This window comes from Micromonospora sp. BS32 (assembly GCF_059089345.1).
Genome location: NZ_JBSSHR010000006.1, coordinates 40,259 through 55,869, shown reverse-complemented (window position 1 = coordinate 55,869; position 15,611 = coordinate 40,259). Strand labels below are relative to the sequence as shown.

The 15,611-nt window shown below is 69.0% G+C and carries 16 protein-coding genes and 1 pseudogene; 9 read left to right on the top strand and 8 right to left on the bottom strand.

Translation table 11 applies throughout. The annotated features are described in order from the left end of the window. The first annotated feature begins 403 nt into the window (after positions 1 to 403). On the top strand, positions 404 to 757 hold the full coding sequence (locus tag AC5RWQ_RS11760) for a hypothetical protein (protein WP_494282776.1): 354 nt from the start codon (positions 404 to 406) through the stop codon (positions 755 to 757). A gap of 1,051 nt (positions 758 to 1,808) precedes the next feature. On the opposite strand, the gene AC5RWQ_RS11755 is transcribed toward AC5RWQ_RS11760, so the two are convergent. Then, positions 1,809 to 2,339 (bottom strand): hypothetical protein, encoded by a 531-nt coding sequence (locus AC5RWQ_RS11755; RefSeq protein ID WP_494282775.1) that lies wholly within the window; start codon positions 2,337 to 2,339, stop codon positions 1,809 to 1,811. 1,617 nt (positions 2,340 to 3,956) lie between these two features. Between AC5RWQ_RS11755 and AC5RWQ_RS11750 the strand changes: the two genes are divergently transcribed. Next, positions 3,957 to 4,511 (top strand): hypothetical protein, encoded by a 555-nt coding sequence (locus tag AC5RWQ_RS11750; protein ID WP_494282774.1) that lies wholly within the window; start codon positions 3,957 to 3,959, stop codon positions 4,509 to 4,511. Positions 4,512 to 4,664: 153 nt separating this feature from the next. Further along, positions 4,665 to 4,891: pseudogene (locus AC5RWQ_RS11745) on the top strand (NF041680 family putative transposase); the annotation flags it as partial. Here the strand turns inward: AC5RWQ_RS11745 and AC5RWQ_RS11740 are convergent. After that, positions 4,830 to 5,282, bottom strand: a complete 453-nt coding sequence (locus AC5RWQ_RS11740) for an IS30 family transposase (RefSeq protein ID WP_494282773.1) — start codon at positions 5,280 to 5,282, stop codon at positions 4,830 to 4,832. The pseudogene AC5RWQ_RS11745 and the gene AC5RWQ_RS11740 sit on opposite strands and share 62 nt — an antisense overlap. Before the next feature lie 54 nt (positions 5,283 to 5,336). Next, positions 5,337 to 5,786: a helix-turn-helix domain-containing protein gene (locus tag AC5RWQ_RS11735; RefSeq protein WP_494282772.1), complete on the bottom strand. Its 450-nt coding sequence runs from the start codon at positions 5,784 to 5,786 to the stop codon at positions 5,337 to 5,339. Between the two features lie 48 nt (positions 5,787 to 5,834). Here AC5RWQ_RS11735 and AC5RWQ_RS11730 point away from each other — a divergent pair, with 48 nt between their 5' ends. Continuing rightward, positions 5,835 to 6,032 (top strand): hypothetical protein, encoded by a 198-nt coding sequence (locus tag AC5RWQ_RS11730; protein WP_494282771.1) that lies wholly within the window; start codon positions 5,835 to 5,837, stop codon positions 6,030 to 6,032. A gap of 314 nt (positions 6,033 to 6,346) precedes the next feature. On the opposite strand, the gene AC5RWQ_RS11725 is transcribed toward AC5RWQ_RS11730, so the two are convergent. Both AC5RWQ_RS11725 and AC5RWQ_RS11720 read right to left on the bottom strand, forming a co-directional pair. Then, complete coding sequence (locus AC5RWQ_RS11725; RefSeq protein ID WP_494282770.1) at positions 6,347 to 6,955, bottom strand: hypothetical protein; 609 nt, start codon at positions 6,953 to 6,955, stop codon at positions 6,347 to 6,349. 113 nt (positions 6,956 to 7,068) lie between these two features. Then, complete coding sequence (locus AC5RWQ_RS11720) at positions 7,069 to 7,788, bottom strand: alpha/beta fold hydrolase (RefSeq protein WP_494282769.1); 720 nt, start codon at positions 7,786 to 7,788, stop codon at positions 7,069 to 7,071. A 538-nt stretch (positions 7,789 to 8,326) separates the two neighbouring features. Here AC5RWQ_RS11720 and AC5RWQ_RS11715 point away from each other — a divergent pair. Next, on the top strand, positions 8,327 to 8,644 hold the full coding sequence (locus AC5RWQ_RS11715; protein ID WP_494282768.1) for a hypothetical protein: 318 nt from the start codon (positions 8,327 to 8,329) through the stop codon (positions 8,642 to 8,644). A gap of 202 nt (positions 8,645 to 8,846) precedes the next feature. Beyond that, positions 8,847 to 9,233: a hypothetical protein gene (locus AC5RWQ_RS11710; RefSeq protein ID WP_494282767.1), complete on the top strand. Its 387-nt coding sequence runs from the start codon at positions 8,847 to 8,849 to the stop codon at positions 9,231 to 9,233. A 50-nt stretch (positions 9,234 to 9,283) separates the two neighbouring features. Here AC5RWQ_RS11710 and AC5RWQ_RS11705 read toward each other — a convergent pair whose 3' ends face one another. Beyond that, positions 9,284 to 9,694 (bottom strand): NUDIX hydrolase, encoded by a 411-nt coding sequence (locus AC5RWQ_RS11705; protein ID WP_494282766.1) that lies wholly within the window; start codon positions 9,692 to 9,694, stop codon positions 9,284 to 9,286. Positions 9,695 to 9,968: 274 nt separating this feature from the next. Here AC5RWQ_RS11705 and AC5RWQ_RS11700 point away from each other — a divergent pair, with 274 nt between their 5' ends. The 3 genes from AC5RWQ_RS11700 to AC5RWQ_RS11690 all read left to right on the top strand — a co-directional run bounded on the left by AC5RWQ_RS11700 (position 9,969) and on the right by AC5RWQ_RS11690 (position 13,974). Further along, complete coding sequence (locus AC5RWQ_RS11700; protein WP_494282765.1) at positions 9,969 to 12,104, top strand: MMPL family transporter; 2,136 nt, start codon at positions 9,969 to 9,971, stop codon at positions 12,102 to 12,104. Between the two features lie 69 nt (positions 12,105 to 12,173). Beyond that, positions 12,174 to 13,355, top strand: coding sequence for a sensor histidine kinase (locus tag AC5RWQ_RS11695; protein WP_494282764.1), 1,182 nt, complete (start codon positions 12,174 to 12,176; stop codon positions 13,353 to 13,355). Next, positions 13,348 to 13,974, top strand: coding sequence for a response regulator (locus tag AC5RWQ_RS11690; RefSeq protein WP_494282763.1), 627 nt, complete (start codon positions 13,348 to 13,350; stop codon positions 13,972 to 13,974). The genes AC5RWQ_RS11695 and AC5RWQ_RS11690 overlap by 8 nt, the downstream gene beginning before the upstream one ends. A gap of 33 nt (positions 13,975 to 14,007) precedes the next feature. Here the strand turns inward: AC5RWQ_RS11690 and AC5RWQ_RS11685 are convergent, their stop codons facing one another. Both AC5RWQ_RS11685 and AC5RWQ_RS11680 read right to left on the bottom strand, forming a co-directional pair. Next, positions 14,008 to 14,934: an SCO6745 family protein gene (locus AC5RWQ_RS11685; RefSeq protein WP_494282762.1), complete on the bottom strand. Its 927-nt coding sequence runs from the start codon at positions 14,932 to 14,934 to the stop codon at positions 14,008 to 14,010. A 119-nt stretch (positions 14,935 to 15,053) separates the two neighbouring features. Next, on the bottom strand, positions 15,054 to 15,443 hold the full coding sequence (locus tag AC5RWQ_RS11680) for a hypothetical protein (protein WP_494282761.1): 390 nt from the start codon (positions 15,441 to 15,443) through the stop codon (positions 15,054 to 15,056). Positions 15,444 to 15,611 lie beyond the last annotated feature (168 nt).

The following is a 15,611-nucleotide window of genomic DNA, read 5'->3' as shown; positions in this document are numbered from 1 at the left end:
CTTCAACGTGCGACAAGGCCTGGTGGTTCATCACCCTGCTGACCGTCGGCTACCTGATCAGCCGGGGCCTGGCCAAGGCCGGCAGCCGCACGCGCGACAACGACCCGCGTACCAACCGGTAGGTCGCCCGAAGCAACACGGAGCCCCGTCGGTCTGCATCATCGAAGGTCCGGCGGGGCTCCGCGCTGCGATAGGCCCCGTTGTACCAGGTCGCCGCTGGCGCGGCTGACCTGTCTGGTGCGTCACAACGAGTTACGGATCCCCGTTCGGTGGTGGGAGTTACCGCTTCGGGGGGTCGGGTAGACACGGATGACCTCGCCGTGAACCAGCGAACGTACGTGGCCGGAACTCGGCATCAGGGCGGGGGAATGCAGGGAATGACTCATCGCATCCAGGAGGAAAGATGAGCACACAGGCTGCATCCAGACAGCAGGCACCCGACCGGGCGGCGGGGGCGCGGGAGGCACCGCGCCAGATGCCCATGGTGATGGACGGCGAGCGGCCGGTTCAGGCGCCCGGAACGGAGACGAAGCCGTCGCTGCGGACAACCGAGTTCTGGGTCTACATCGCGGCAGTGGTCGGAGTGCTGGCCGCGTCGCAGTTGGTTGGGAAGAACTCGGTCGGCGTAGACATCTTCCGCGCCAACCAGGCTTGGTTCTTCATCACGCTGCTGACCCTCGGCTACCTGGGTAGCCGCGGTCTGGCCAAGGCCGGAAGCAACCACCGCAGCGAAGAGGAGCGCAAGGCACGGCACTGAGTATCGGATGAAGGCGATGGTGGCCCGGGAGAATTCCCCGGGCCACCGTCCGTATCCACTACTCAGGTCACCGTCACAGCCCTCGGTTGGCCGGCCGAGACTCGTGACCTGCTCACCAGGCCGTCAGCGCCCGGCCCGCCGGCAATCCATAGGTTCAGGTTCAAGTGCCGCCTCATCAGGGCTGTCCGTCAGCAAGAAGTCAGCGAGACGCGCGACAACAGCCGACAACCCCTGGTACAGGACAGCAAGGTCCTTGACGCCAACGCCAGTCGTCGACATTGATCGGCAAGCGTCCACGGCATCGAGCCGCCTTTGCAAGGCAGGCGTCCGGGGTCCAGACCATCTTCGGTGCGCTGCTTGGTATCCGGAGATCATCGGGCACAGATCCGGCACAGCCGACAGCGACAACGCATGCGAAACGTCGAGAGGCACCGAGGAACGCGATCCAGGTCAGGGGGCCGCTGGCTCCACGTTCTGTGGATCTGCCACCACCTAGCGGTTTAGGGGTTCAAGTCCCCCTTGTCCGCAATCCGAACGGGAGCCACAGATCCGCCCGCAGGGCATTGAAGGGCGTTGACAGTGCGGGTTCGATTCCCGTCACCGTTCCAGCGTGAGGCCCCAGCTCAGGACAGGTTTCCTGGCTGGGGCCTCGATCGTTGCTACCGCTTCTTGCGCTGGCCGTGCCCGCTACATGCCCGTTCCGACGACGGCCGGGTGTTGTCGTGTCGATCGACGCGCCCGTACGACGACGACGGGTCCTCGGTGGCGTCCTTAACGAATACCGACGAGCAGCCTGACCGAAACGACAAATGAGCACGTCACGGCCAGCGCGGAGTCCTGGCGAGGACAGGGTGTTCTAGTCGGGCCACCAAAAGCGACCGTGCACTTCAAGAAGCAGAAACGGCTGTTCCGCCTCTGCGATCACCAGCGGCACGCCCGAATCCTTACCGGATCGAGCGAGACCATGGTGAACCAATGAGCAAGGAACGATGGCGGGTCAGGTGCCCGGACAGCTCGGCGGTTTTGTGGTCTACTCCTGCCGGGTCGCCTTTCAGGAGCTGAAATGCACGATCGCCGGGGCGCAGCCGACGCCCTGAATCCAGACGTTCTGGATCCCGGCGATGTCGGGTGCGATGTCGCCGGCGGAGACGATCATCTGCGCAGTGAAGGACTCGTCGTTACCGTCACCGGCGCGGTAGAAGTCGGCGAGGAGCACGATCGTGTCCTCATCGGTCTTCGCGGTCTTGAGGGACTCCGCCGTTGCCCCGGTGCACTTGAAGGTCGTGCTCGCAAGCAGTTCGACCGTGTCCCAGCGAACGCCCTGGCCGGCGAGGCACCCGGCCAGCGGGCCCTGGCCGACGTCGCTGGTGCACCGGAAGCCGCCAGCGGACTTGACGAAACCTGTGCCCGGGTTGTAGGCACCGCCGCCGGTGAGTCTGGCCGCACCTGTTGGGAAGCCGCTGATGCGGGTCGCGTTGAAGCCGAAGCCGATGTTGCCGGGCGCGGCCGACGCGGGCGCCGCAATCGGCAGAACGGCCGCTGCCAGCACCGCCGGCACGAGCGCAATGGTCTTCATCTTCATCTTCCAGCCCCTTTGTCTGTCACATGACCGAAAGACCGTAACATCCTGATTACGCGGTTTCGTGTCAACGGCCCAAAGCGAGGCTTGCCGCGGTCAAGTCGGCCTGGCGGGCGGGACGCGCCGCCTCACCGGGCCGGGCCAAGAACGACAGCAGCCGACACCTCCGGACCGTGCGGCCAGGCACCCGGTCCTCTGACCCGGCATCCGCGATGGATGCCGGTGGTGTAGCAGCGGCTGTAGCAACGATTACGGACGGCCGCGCACGATCACGTCCTCCTGGTCGGTCAGACATGGCCGGGCCGGCCGGAGACGGACGCGGTCGGAAGGCTGCCCAGAACTTACAAGCGAGGGGTCGCAGGTTCGAAACCTGCCGCGCCCACCATGATTGACCAGCAAGAATGCCAGACCGAAGATCAGAGATTCGGCCGATGACCGAGCGCCTGACGCATCGCGTCGAGGTTGGCATGCGAGTAGACCTGCCAGCCTGATCCACCACCGCCCCGACATGCACGTCCTTGTGGGTGTCGACCCCTACCGTCACGCCCAGGTCCTCGTTCACTCCGCCTCCTATCTGGTACGTCACAGCTCGACCGCTGAACACGAGGAGAACGCTGGACTAAACGGGGATGAGGGACGAACCCAAGCTCCTAATCAGGTCACCACGCCGGCCCGTGCACGCGCCGAGAACGGTGCCCCGCCTGCCGCGCCGACGGGTCAACTTCAGGGCACGGAGCCGGTTCAAACTCGGGTCAGGCCCGGCCGGCGGGACACCCTGACCAGAACGCCCTGACCAGAATTGTCGGGCTCCACTTGATGGGTGATGCAGCTGTCGGGGCCACCGAGCCAGCCGACGAATCGGGATCAGGACAGCAAGTGTCGGTCTGCCGGTGAGTCAGACCAACCCGGCGACCCACCCCACCATCCTCACTGTCTGCCATCGACCCGGGCGAGCCGAGCAGACCACCGCCCAGCCCGCCAGCGTCCGTGCGAGCCGTCAAGGTCCGCTTGACGTGGCGGGCCGGGCGGCGGCCCGCTCCCCAGGGCGGCGGGTCGACGGCAGACAGGGATGGCAGGCGAGAGACCTCAGCAATCACGACCACCTTCAATCGACTGGCTGACAAGGGCACCCGACTGAAGCCAACCGCTCTGCCGCAAGCTAGGGACCAGAAGCTTCGGCAGGGGCCAAGGCAGCAGACGAATGCCACGCCAGGGTTGCGCCGAGCAGCCAAGCGAGCAGCCAAACCGGCGGGCACCTGCGAACGATCACAGACCGGGACAACATGTTGAACAAGAAGACCAGTGAATCGCCCCGGGTTTGATAGCGGCCCGACCTCTTGTGGAGGATCGAGCCATGTCACGCCGTTCCCCGGTTCGAACGGTCGAGTCGAGTCTCGTCCTTCATCGACACGCGCCAGACCCACGAAAAATCAGGGTCTACCTGACCAAACGGTCAGAAGGAATGCCTTGGCTGCGGCCACTGCCGGGGAAGAAGCGCGGCGCGGGTTCCGAGATCTTGACACGGCCAAAAGTCAAGCCCTACTGTTCATTGGCGAGCCCAACTGGAGTAAGCGGTATTCGCTCTATGGCTTGTATTCTTCATCTTTCCGAGGAGAGAATGTGCATAGATCACAGCGCCGACTGCGCCGACTTCTATCTGGGGGGCTTGTTGCAAGCCTCGCAATGATATCCTCAATCTTCTTCATCGCAAGCCCCGCCCAGGCATACGGCGGGCTCACTGTTAAGTGGGCCGTAGTGGATACCGGTAACTGTGCACGCATTTCGGGTGACCTGGCGGTCACTGCTCAAACCGACAAGTGCGTTCTCTACGACTCGGCAGATGACACGTACTTCTACAAAGATACGGGGGGGCGTGCGCTAAAAATCGAACTTCATGACGGCAGTGGAATGGTGGCGAAGCAAGAATTCCACCCTTATGGCGAAATTCTCTACGTCTATGACACGCGAAATGACGGCGATAGTGTTTATACGAATCTCCTCAATGAGGCAACAATTCAAACCTTTGGTCCTTACGTTCCCGCGGGCACTGACAGTGTGATTGACTATAAGAGAATTGACCTTAGCCTCTCAGAGGGTGATCCCGTGACTTTGGGGGTGTGGGACGATTCGGGTCTAACTGATCGGATCACCGGCTTACGCGGTGGAGTGGCTTAGCTTGTCGTTTAACCTTCCGGGTCCGGCGATGCAACCCGGTTGATCACGAAGACAGCCCTTGTCTGATCATGGTTCTTGCGAAGGAAACCGTGACCAAAGACAAGGGCTGCCGTGATCGGTGTGCACGATGCGGGGTCGGTTGCTGAGCTGGGGATGCTGGCGGCGTTCCGGGAGGCGGTCTATGACTGTCTGCACCGGCGGGCGGACGCGTTGTTCGAGCTGATGCGGTGTTGTGTGCGGATGGTCCGGTGGGGAGTCTGGTCGGGTTGTCGCTAGCCGTCGAGCACTGCCGCGGTCATGGGGCGCTGTGCGACGCGGTCAATGCCGGCCAGTTGCAGGTCGATCGGCTGCGGCGTGAGCTGGGGACATCTCCTTGCCCTGGTCCCAGGTGATGGTGCGAACCAGTTCGTCGGGCAGGGCGGCGATGGCCTGCCGCATCGCGTGCTCGACGCTGTGCGGGGTGCGGCCCTCGGGTAGATGCAGCAGCACCAGGAACCTGGTACTTCGCTCCACCAGGGTGCCGACTGCGGACTTGCTGTCCTTGCCGAGGATTAGATCGCCCTCCCAGTGGCCGGGCACCGCACGGTCGTCGGCCCCAACAGGGCGTTCACTGATCATCACCATGTCCGGGATCCGGCCGGTGTCCTCGGGCCGCTGGCGGGCCCGGCGCTTGACCCGCCCGGTGCGCAGGCAGCGGGCCAACTCTCGGCGTAGCTCACTGCGGCCCTGCACGAACAGGGCCTGGTAGATGGTTTCGTGGCTCACCCGCATCAGGGGATCGCCCGGAAACTCGATTGGCAAGCGTTGCGAGATCTCGTGCGGGGATCACCAGGCCCGCAGCCATTCAACGAACTTCCCGGCCAGCCGAGGGCAGGCCAAAAGCTTCGGGGTCTTCGGCCGGCGGGCCCGCGCTCGAGCACGCTGATGCGCGCGCCATGCCCGGTAGTCGCCTCGGCCGCCATTGCCGGCCCCTCCCTTGGAGACCGTTGAGACGGCCCTGCCGAGCCTGGCCGCTATCGCGGTGAACGACTCCCCGTCACGCAGGCCGAGACTGATCTCCTCCCGATCGGCCAAGGTCAGCCGCCCCGGCCCAGGCTCCCAGGGATCTGATCGCACGGGCTGCTTCGAATCGCGGCGCGCGATGGCACGCACGACCTCATGGGAGCAGCCGACCTGCCGGCCGATCTCCCGTAACGACAGACCCCGCGCGCTGAGCCGTCGCGCCAACTGTCGTTGCTCAACCGTCAGATGGGCCCTTATCAAAGTCTTCCTCATGGATCAACGAGATTTCTCGCTGACCCACGAGACCGTTGCGCTGACCGGTTGAACCCGCCGGCGTTCATGCGCAGGGAAGGATTCTGGATCATCTCCTGCGTCAAGGCGGTCCGCACCATGCGGGGCGTCAGCCTTGGCGAGGCCAAGGATCTGGTCCACCTCAGTCCAGCGTTCGCGGATCAGCGGGAGGCGCACGATGCCTTCCATGACGTTGCAGAGCAGTCGCTTGAGCTTGAAGACTTTTGACGGTCGATCCGACGATTTGCCCACCGCTCGGGCGGTGCCGAGGACGAGTAACCAGGGAACACTTCCCGAGGTACTTGCCTGGACGTCGGCAGACCCGGGCACAGCGCCGCGCGAGGTAACCGAGCATCGCCCGCTCCGGGCAGTGTGGGGCACACAGGGGCCAACAAGACACCGTCAAACGTCGTCGGCCAGCGACCAACAATGACAGCCTCAGAAGCCGTGCGAGCAGGGGCCGAGCACGTTCCCGCTGGTGGCGGGCCGGCAGCTCCAAGTTCCGCTTCAACGTCTGACGCTTGGGTAGCGCCCACCGGCGATCAGCCGGTCAGCCAAATCGAGGCCCGTTTGATGTACGCGAGCTGTGCGGCGAAGGCGACCAGTGCCACCGCCACACCGAGCGCGATCGCCAGCGCGGCGGATCCGCCCAGCACCCCGGTCAGCAGGGCGACGCCCAGGCCGATCAGCAGTGCGTTGACAGCGCCCACCATCGCTGCCGTGGTCAGCAGCAGTTGCCAGCGAGCCGGCCTGCCGCCCACCGCCGCCGAGATTGCCTGCACGTCGCCCCCGCCGGTGACCGCGTCGGCGAAGAAGTCGTGCTCACCGGCGAGCTGGCGGTGGTAGTAGGCGCGGATGCGCTGGATGCGCTTGAGGTTCAGCGAGTTCTCCACCATGTTTTGAACTAGCCGGCCGAAGGTGAGCAGACCAGTGATCACCAGGGTCGGCAGCACCGCGCCGAGGTACGGCTTGATCAGGTGGCCGCTGCTGGAGACGAAGCCGAGCCCGATCAGCGAGGCGGAGAGCAGTGACAGGAACACGGTCGCCCGCCCAACGGACTCGGTGATCGTGGCGCTGCGGGAGGTCTGGAGCACGAAATGCTCCGTGGTTAGGGCGGTGAGCAGCCCCTGCTCGCGCGCATCCTCGTCCATGCCGCACCTCCGGTGCTGGTGGCCCGCCGCGAACTACTCTGAGCTGGCAGCAGCAGTGCCAACGATCGGTATGCGGCCACACAGCGGGCCTCCACCGCTGCTTGTGGCTTTTGTCAGCTGCCTGCATGACCCGCCGGCATTGCGGTCCGGGTTTCGGCTGCCGCCTTGATGAGCTGTGCCGCTTCGTCGGGGTAAGAAACCATCGGGACGTGGCTGGCAGGGACTTCGCTGGTGGTGGCGCCCATGCGGCTGGCGAACATGCGCTGCGCGTCCGGCGGGATCGCTTGGTCCTGCGTGGCGATCAGGTACCAGGACGGTAGCGATTTCCAGGCCGGGACGCCCATCGCTTCCGAGAAGGTTGAGCTGGCAATTGGCTGCTGTACGGCGTGCATCACCTTGGCCCGGACCGGGTCGACGTCGGCGGCGAAGTGCTGGACGAAGTCGTCTTGCGGCTGCCACATGTAGCCCTGCTTGTCGGTGAACAGGTGCGCCAGCGCCGGCGGTGTGGGTCCTTGCGACAGCAGGGCGGCGAGCGATTCCCCTTGGTCGAGCCCGAAGGCCGCGATGTATACCAGCCCGGCCACGTTCGGCGCGTCGGTGCCGAGGGCGGTCATGATCTGGCCGCCGTAGGAGTGCCCGACCACGATCGTCGGGCCGTCCTGCAAGGTCAGGACTTGGCGTAGCCGGGCGACATCATCGGCCGTCGAGGTCAAGGGGAACTGCGGGGCCGTCACGTGGTAGCCATCGGCCTGTAGGCGCTCGATAACGCCGCTCCAGCAGGAGCCGTCGGCCCATGCACCGTGGACGAGGACGATGTTCGGTCGGCCATTCATGGTGGGTTCCTTCCCTACTGGGTTGAGTGGCCATTTCTGCCGATGCTGGCCTGCGGGCGACGGCCGATATCCCCACGTTGACTGTGCCCGCCGCCCTGACCAGGTGCAGTCAAGTTGCGAGTACCAAATCGGCCTAGGCGTAAACGTGCTCGGTCCGGCCAGTCGAGAACCAAAGGGAGAGGCAGCGAGGAGACAGCGAGACGACCAGCGACGGCCGAGACCAGACCACACAAGGCGGCAGAGGGGCCATGCTCCGCAGTGCAAGACGACATCGGATGTCATCGAACGATGTCCCGTAACCGCGTTAACACCGAAAAGTTCGGGTGCCTGATGGATGCGAATCGTCTGGGCCAGTGCGATGTGAAGATCCAGTCGAGGCCGTCTTCCCGGGGACTGTCGGGGTGTTCGGCGCGCTGTAAGCCGACCTGGTGTAGCGAAGCGCTGGGAGGCTGGTAATCCGGGCGTCGGTCAGGCGGTCCGCCACCGCAGCCGATTGTCTCCGGCCGAGCGCTTGCACACCATCAGCTTCCCTGTGCTGGTGCGTCCCACCGCGCCGGCCGCCTTGCAGGACCCGCCGGGGTGCACACCGTTGCGCATGGACGGGTGGGTGGTGCGCCTCACCGTCGACTGGGGGCTGCGCGTCGGCTTCGGGGTGGGCTTGGTCGTCTTGCTCGGCGTCGGCGATGGACTGGCCGGGGCGGAGTTGGAGGGGAGGGCGGCGATGCGGTCGGCGCTTGCGCTCACCGAAGGGGTGGTCGTCGGCTCGTCGTCGCTGAGGAACTCGCCCAAGGCGTTACCGCAAGAGCAGAGGATCAGCAGCACCGCGAAGGTGACCTCGATGACCGTCGCCGGGTAGCGCTTGGCTTTCGAGAGGACTCCGGCCGGCGGGGGAGCGCGGTGCTTCACTGCGCGAGTGTGACTGGCCGCAGGAGTGGACGCCCATTACCCGTATGGTTTTCCGGCTGTCAACAGTCGGACACAGGGGACTGCGAGCAACGAGGCGCGGCAGTAGCCAGGCGAAGAGGTGGAGAGCCGACGACGGTGCGAAAAGTGCCGGCATGACCGACCTCGAGGCCGCCCAGCCCGTCGTGGCGGTGCCCGCCCGGGGACCGCGGATCGTGGTGACAGTCCTGAGCTTGGCTGTGACGGGTCCGGTGCTGTTCGCGTACGCGGGGATGCTCGCCTGGTTCAGCCCCGAGATCACCAGTCCCGGTTGGTGTCGCCAGGAGTCCGCGGGATGGGGACCCGACAACGGGACGTTCGTGTGGGTCGTGGCCTGCTCGGCGGGCGTTGCGGGCACGCTCTGCCTCGGTCTCGCCATGACACGGTTGCACCGGGGTCGACGTTGGTGGCCCTGGCTGGTCGCTGCGGTGGCGATCCTGGCTGCCGGCTGGCCGGCGGTGATGGGATTGTCAGGCGCGGCCTGGTGTCCGCCGCCGTCGTGACCCGCCTGAGGTAGCCGAAGCGCGTCCACGCGGCGCAGTGGCGGCACGTGTCATGTGCCCTCGAGGTGCGAAGACAGGACCAGCGCGGAGGAGACCGCCAGCTCACGGTCGAGTACCTCGTCTCGGGGGACGAACACCACGGCCTGTCCCTCGCCGAGTACCACGTCCTCCTGCCGCGCCCTGGTCGTGCCACAGAACACGTGGACCGTCACAGAGTGGGGGAAGCCCGCCTCGTACGGACGCGGACCACTCCACAGCGGGTGCAGCTCACCCGCTGTCAGACCCGTCTCTTCCCGCAGTTCGCGGCGGGCCGCCTGCTCAGGCGACTCGCCGGGCTCGACATGGCCGCCTGGCAGGCTCCACTGGTTCGGCGAGGCGGTCGCGCCTTCATCGCGGTGCTGTAGAAGCACCGCGCCTGAGGGATCGACAAGCAGCAGGAGTGCGACGTCATAGGTGGCCACCGCGAGAGCTTGCCATGCCCGATATACGAGAACCACTTCGTGATCGGCAGGACACGCCCTCGCCGGCGGCCGGCGCGCGATGCGACTTCGTCGAGCTCCGGTGCCGCCCGGTCGGTCAGCAGCGTGCCGGAGCAGGTCGTGCCTGTGAACCGCCGCCCGAGCACCTGCGACTTTCGTTGGGTTCGAGGTCTCCACTTTCGCGCCAGGCCACCGGCCAGCTGCGCTCCTAGCGTGGGTGTCGGATGTGTGGTGGCGATTCGACAAGGGGAATCTGATGGCAGGCGTATGGCACCGTGTGGCGCGGCTGGTGGCCGGCCGCAGGACCGCATGGCTCGTCCTGGTGGCGGGTCTGGTCGTGGCGGCGGCGGTCACCGGAGCGCTGCGGGGGGCCCAGGCGCCGGGCGCGGGCAAGGCGTTGCCGACCGGGTCGGAGGCGGCCCGGGTGCAGCAGATCGAGAAGCGTTTCCCGCACCACGGGCTGGCGCCGGTGGTGGCGGTGTTCACCCGCCACGACGGCGGCACGTTGACCGACGACGACCTGGTTGCCGCCACGAACGTGGGGCAGAAGCTGGCGGAGGACGCGGATCGGCCGGCCTCGCCACCGATCCGGTCCGAGGACGGCAGGGCGACGGTGGTGACCGTGATGGTCGACGTCGACCGGTCGAGCGAGCAGATCGCCGACACCGTTCACCGGCTGCGCGTCACGGCGCGGGAGGCCGCGCCGGCCGCGCTGACGGTGCGGATCACCGGTGGGCCGGCGTTCGGGGCCGACATCGCCTCGGCGTTCGACGGGGCGAACGTCACGTTGCTGGCGGTGACGATCGGCATCGTGGCACTGCTGCTCCTGCTCACTTACCGGTCGCCGATCCTGTGGCTGGTGCCGCTGGCGGTGGTGGGTCTGGCCGATCAGGTCGCCGCGGTGGTGACGGCCGAGCTCGGCGAGGTGGCGAAACTGCCGTTCGACGCCGGGATCATCAGCGTGCTGGTCTTCGGTGCCGGCACGAACTACGCCCTGCTGCTGATCTCCCGCTACCGCGAGGAGCTCCACCGCAGCGACGATCACCGGGCGGCGCTGGCCGCGGCGGTGCGCGCAACCGGCCCGGCAATCGTGGCGAGCAACCTCACCGTGGTGGCATCGCTGTCGACCCTGTTGCTGGCCGCGATGCCCAGCACCCGGGGACTGGGACTGGCCGCCGCGGCCGGACTGGTGATCGCGCTGGCGTTCGCGCTGCTGATGCTGCCCGCGGCGCTGGCGGTGTGCGGGCGGCGGCTGTTCTGGCCGTTCGTGCCGAGGGTCGGCGCCGAGCCGGCGGCGGGACGGGTGTGGCGGCGTACGGCGGAAGCGGTGACCCGGCGGCCGGGACCGGTGCTGGCCGCCTCGCTGCTGGTGCTCGCGGTGGCGGCCGGCGGGCTGATCGGCGCCCGGGTGGGCCTCAGCCAGCTCGAGCAGTTCAGGGTCCCGTCGGAGTCCGCAGCCGGGCTGCGGGCGCTCGCCCGCCACTTCCCGGCCGGTGAGTCGGCGCCGCTGACCGTGATCGCCAACTCCTCGACCGCGGAGTCGGTCACCGAGGCCGCGCTCCGGGTACCGGGGGTGACCTCGGTGCGCCCGGCCGGGACCGCCGACGGGCTGGCCAGGTTGGCCGTGGTCGGCTCGGCGCAGCCGGGCAGCGCCGCAAGCCTGGACGCCGTACGCGAGCTGCGCGCGGCGGTGCGAACGGTGCCGGGCGCCGACGCGCTGGTGGGCGGCCAGGATGCGCAGGCCCTGGACGTGCGTGTCGCGTTCCGCGACGACCTGCTCACCATCGCGCCGCTGATCCTGGCCGTGGCGTTCGTGCTGCTCGCTCTGCTGCTGCGGGCGCTGGTGGCTCCGCTGCTGCTGGTGGCGGTGAACCTGGCGGCGGCGGTCGCGTCGATCGGGGTGGGAACGTTCGTGGGCACCCGGTTTTTCGGGTTTCCCGCCCTGGATGTCAACGTGCCGCTGGTGGCGTTCCTGTTCCTCGTCGCACTCGGCATCGACTACACGATCTTCCTCGCCCACCGCACCCGGCAGGAGGCAGCCGCACACGGTACCCGCGGCGGGGTGGTGGAGGCGGTCACCCACACCGGCGCCGTGATCACCAGCGCCGGGCTGGTACTGGCCGGCGTGTTCGCCGCTCTGGGGGTGCTGCCGCTGACCATGCTCGCCCAGTTGGGGTTGATCGTCGGGCTCGGCGTGCTGATCGACACCCTGCTGGTACGCAGCATCGTGGTTCCCGCGGTGGTGGCCCTGGCCGGTGACCGGATCTGGTGGCCGGGCCGGCTGCGTCACCGGGTAACCCGGCAGCCTGCTGCCGGGGCCGAGGTCACGGGAACGCTGCCCGCGCGGGCCGTCGACGTGTCGGCCGCCGCGGTCGACCGAGCGGGACGATGAGCCGCCGCCGCGTCCCCACCCGCCGAAACGCGTCGTACGACGAGTGGGGCGGCTAGCGTGATCGGCACCATGTCTGCCGCCTGGTCGCGTCCGGTCGCGTTGGTGCTGCTGCGCCGCAGCGAGCACGTGCTCTTCGCGGTGCTGCTGCTCGTCGGTGTGACCGGAGCGGGGGCGGGGCCGCGGCGCTGGCTGCTGGCCGGCGGCGCGGTCGGGCTGGCCGGCTGGTACGCCGCCGGGGTGGTGCTGGCCCGCCGCAGCCGCGCCCGGCGGTGGGCCGCCGGGTGGCTGGTGGTGCTGACCGCGGGCTGGGCCGGGCTGGTCGCCGCCTCGGTGAGCTTCGTGTGGCTGGCATTCCCGCTGTTCCTGCTCTACACCCAGATGCTGCCGTTGGTCCTCTCGGTGCCGGCGGTGGTGGTGGTCACCGCCGGCGCCGTCACCGCGATCGCGCTGGACCGGGGCCGGCTGGATTCGGCGACGGTGGTGGGGCCGCTGGTGGGTGCGACGGTGGCGGTGGTCATCACCGTGGTCTACCGGGATATGGCCGAGCAGGTGCGGCAGCGGGCGGCGCTGATCGACCAGTTGACCGCCACCCGTGACCGGCTGGCCGCGTCCGAGCGGCGGGCCGGGGTGCTGTCCGAACGCGAACGGCTGGCCCGCGAGATCCACGACACCGTCACCCAGAGCCTGACCAGCATCGTGCTGGTCCTGCGCACCGCCCGCGACACCGATCCCACTCCGGCCGCGGCACTGCGCGCCCAGCTCGACACCGCGATCGCCGCCGCCCGTACCGCACTCACCGACACCCGCCGGCTGGTCCGGGATCTGACGCCTGCCGAGCTGGCCGGCCGGTCGCTGCCCGATGCGCTGAGCCGCATCGTGGCCGACCAGCCGGGCCTGGTCGCCCGGCTGCACGTGGAGGGTGAACCGGTCCCGGTGCCCACGCCGGTGGCGGTGGCGGTGCTGCGCGGCGCCCAGGAAGCGCTGGCCAACGTGCGCGCCCACGCCCGGGCGCGGCGGGTGGAGGTGACCCTGACCTTCCTGCCCGACACCCTCAGCCTCGACGTCGTCGACGACGGCGTCGGCTTCGACCCCCTCCTGCCCATGGGGCCCAGCACCGGCACCGGGCTGGGCCTGACCGGCTTGCGCGGCCGCGCCGCCGAGGTCGGTGGCAGCGTCGAGATCGACTCCGCGCCCGGGCGCGGCACCGCCCTCAACCTCACCGTGCCCCGCCGGGAGCCCACCGATGACTGAGATCCGGGTCCTGCTCGTCGATGACCATCCGGTCGTGCGGGGCGGGCTACGCGCCGCACTCGGCACCGACCCGGCGATCATCGTCGTCGGCGAGGCCGCCACCGGCGACGACGGCGTCGCCCAGGCACGGGCGCTGCGGCCCGACGTCGTGCTGATGGACCTGCAGCTCGGCGGCGGAGTCGACGGCGCCGAAGCCACCGCCCGCATCCGCCGCCTGCCCGACCCACCGCGGGTGCTGATCCTGACCACGTACGACCGCGACGCCGACATCCTGCCGGCCATCGCCGCCGGCGCCACCGGCTACCTGCTCAAGGACGCCGCCCCCGAGCAGCTGCGCCGCGCCGTGCACGACACTGCCGCCGGTCGGACCGTGCTGGCCCCCTCGGTGGCCACCCGGCTGGTCGAACGCGCCCGCTCTCCACAACCGGCGCTGACCGCCCGGGAGACCGAGATCCTGTCCATGGTCGCCGACGGACTGTCCAACCAGGCCATCGGGCGGGCCCTGTTCATCACCGAGGCCACCGTCAAGTCCCACCTGGTCCAGGTGTTCGCCAAGCTCCGGGTCGACAACCGCACCACCGCCGTGGCCGAGGCCCGTCGCCGCGGCATCATCGCCTGAGACGTGTCGGTCCGGAGAAGATCTGGGCCGGGTTCATGTCGAGCGGGACGCCACCCGGTCGGCACGCGACGGTACGGCGTTGTCGACGTTGAGCAGCCCCGCGCCGACCACCGCCCGGCTCATCGGCCGGGTCAGCTCGGCGAGGCGGGCACACCCCTCGGCGCCCAGCACCGCGTACGCGGGGGTGGCGAGCCGGTCGGTGGCCGCCTCGATCCACGCACGCTGCGCCCGCCCGCGGTCGCTCAGGGCCGGCTCGTCGCCCTCGATCAACCCGCGCCCGCGCAGCCGCTCGACCGCGTCGGCCCACTGCTCGCCGCTCCAGCCTCGGGTGCGGCGCAGGAAGCGGACCGGCACCTCGCCGGACGCGGCGTGCAGCACCAGTGCCTCCAACCCGGTCAGGCCGGCGAGCACCAGTGCGGCCACGTGCCCGTCGCCGCGGAACTCCCGCAGCACCGTCTGGGCCTGCCAGAGAACCAGGTGCGGCTGCTCCGGCCAGGGCAGCGCAGCGTGGGCGGCGAACAGTGGCCGCCCCTCGGGATAGACGGTCGCGGACTCGGCCGCGCGCCGGGCCAGCTCGGCGGCCTCGACCATCTCCGGGCCGTGCACCGCGTCGCCGAGCGCGCGGGTCAGGGCCGCACCGGCGGCCTCCAGCCGGGCGGTCAGCACGGCCGCCGGCGTCGCCCGCTCCCAGGCGGCCGGCAGCACCCGGGCGACGAGGTCCGGATTGAAGTTGAAGAAGGTGGCGACGACCGGGCCGGGGCCGACCGGCCCCAGGGCAGCCGCCCGGGAGGCGAAGTAGCCGGCCGGCTCGGCGATGCCGAGGGCGGCGTACCGCTCGTGCGCCTCGGGCACGAAGTAGATCATCCCGTGCAGGGGCTCGGTCACCCGCCAGGCGTGGCGCGCGACGGCGGGGTCGAGCGCCGCCGGCTTCGGCCAGCTGGGATCCGCCACGTCCGTCATGTCGCTGCCTTCCGTCGACGACGTTACCGGCCGGTAGCTTCCCATGCCGGCGACGGCCGTGTCACCCACCAGTTCCGCGCCGCTCCTTCCCGGGCCCGCCCCGGCAGGCAGGCGTGCCGTCAGATCATCGCGTCCCGGGTCTCGAGGTACGCCGCGACCTGCTGCCAGGTGGCGGTGCCCTTCGGATCCGCCTCCTCGGACGAGGCGGGACCGGGCAGGGCACCTACCGCGGTCAGCCCCGCCGCGGCGCGGGAGGCTGGCTCGTCGTCAACGATCCGCAGCTCGGTCTTCTTCCACCGGGGATGGCGGCGGCGGTCCGGGATGGTGGCCAGCAGCGCCGGATCGGGCAGCCGTGGCTCGTTGTACGCCAGGAAGCGGATGGCCGTCTGGGTGCAGCCGGCGCCCATGTCGAGCAACCCGGCCACCCGCAACAGGTGGTACCGGCCGCTGCGGGCCCGGTAGGCGAGCACCTGCCCGGGTACAAGGTCGTCCGGCTGGTCGGCGGTCATGGCGGGCAACGTAACGCGCGCCGGGCACGGCGGTCACCCCGGAGACCGCGCGACGGTCGGTCGAGGCGTGCTCGCCGACCGGGTCGGCTGACACCCGGACCGGCGCCGGGCCGAAAAGACGTGCGCGTGCCGGCCGTCGCGCTGGTACGGTCCGACGGCGCGGGCGTC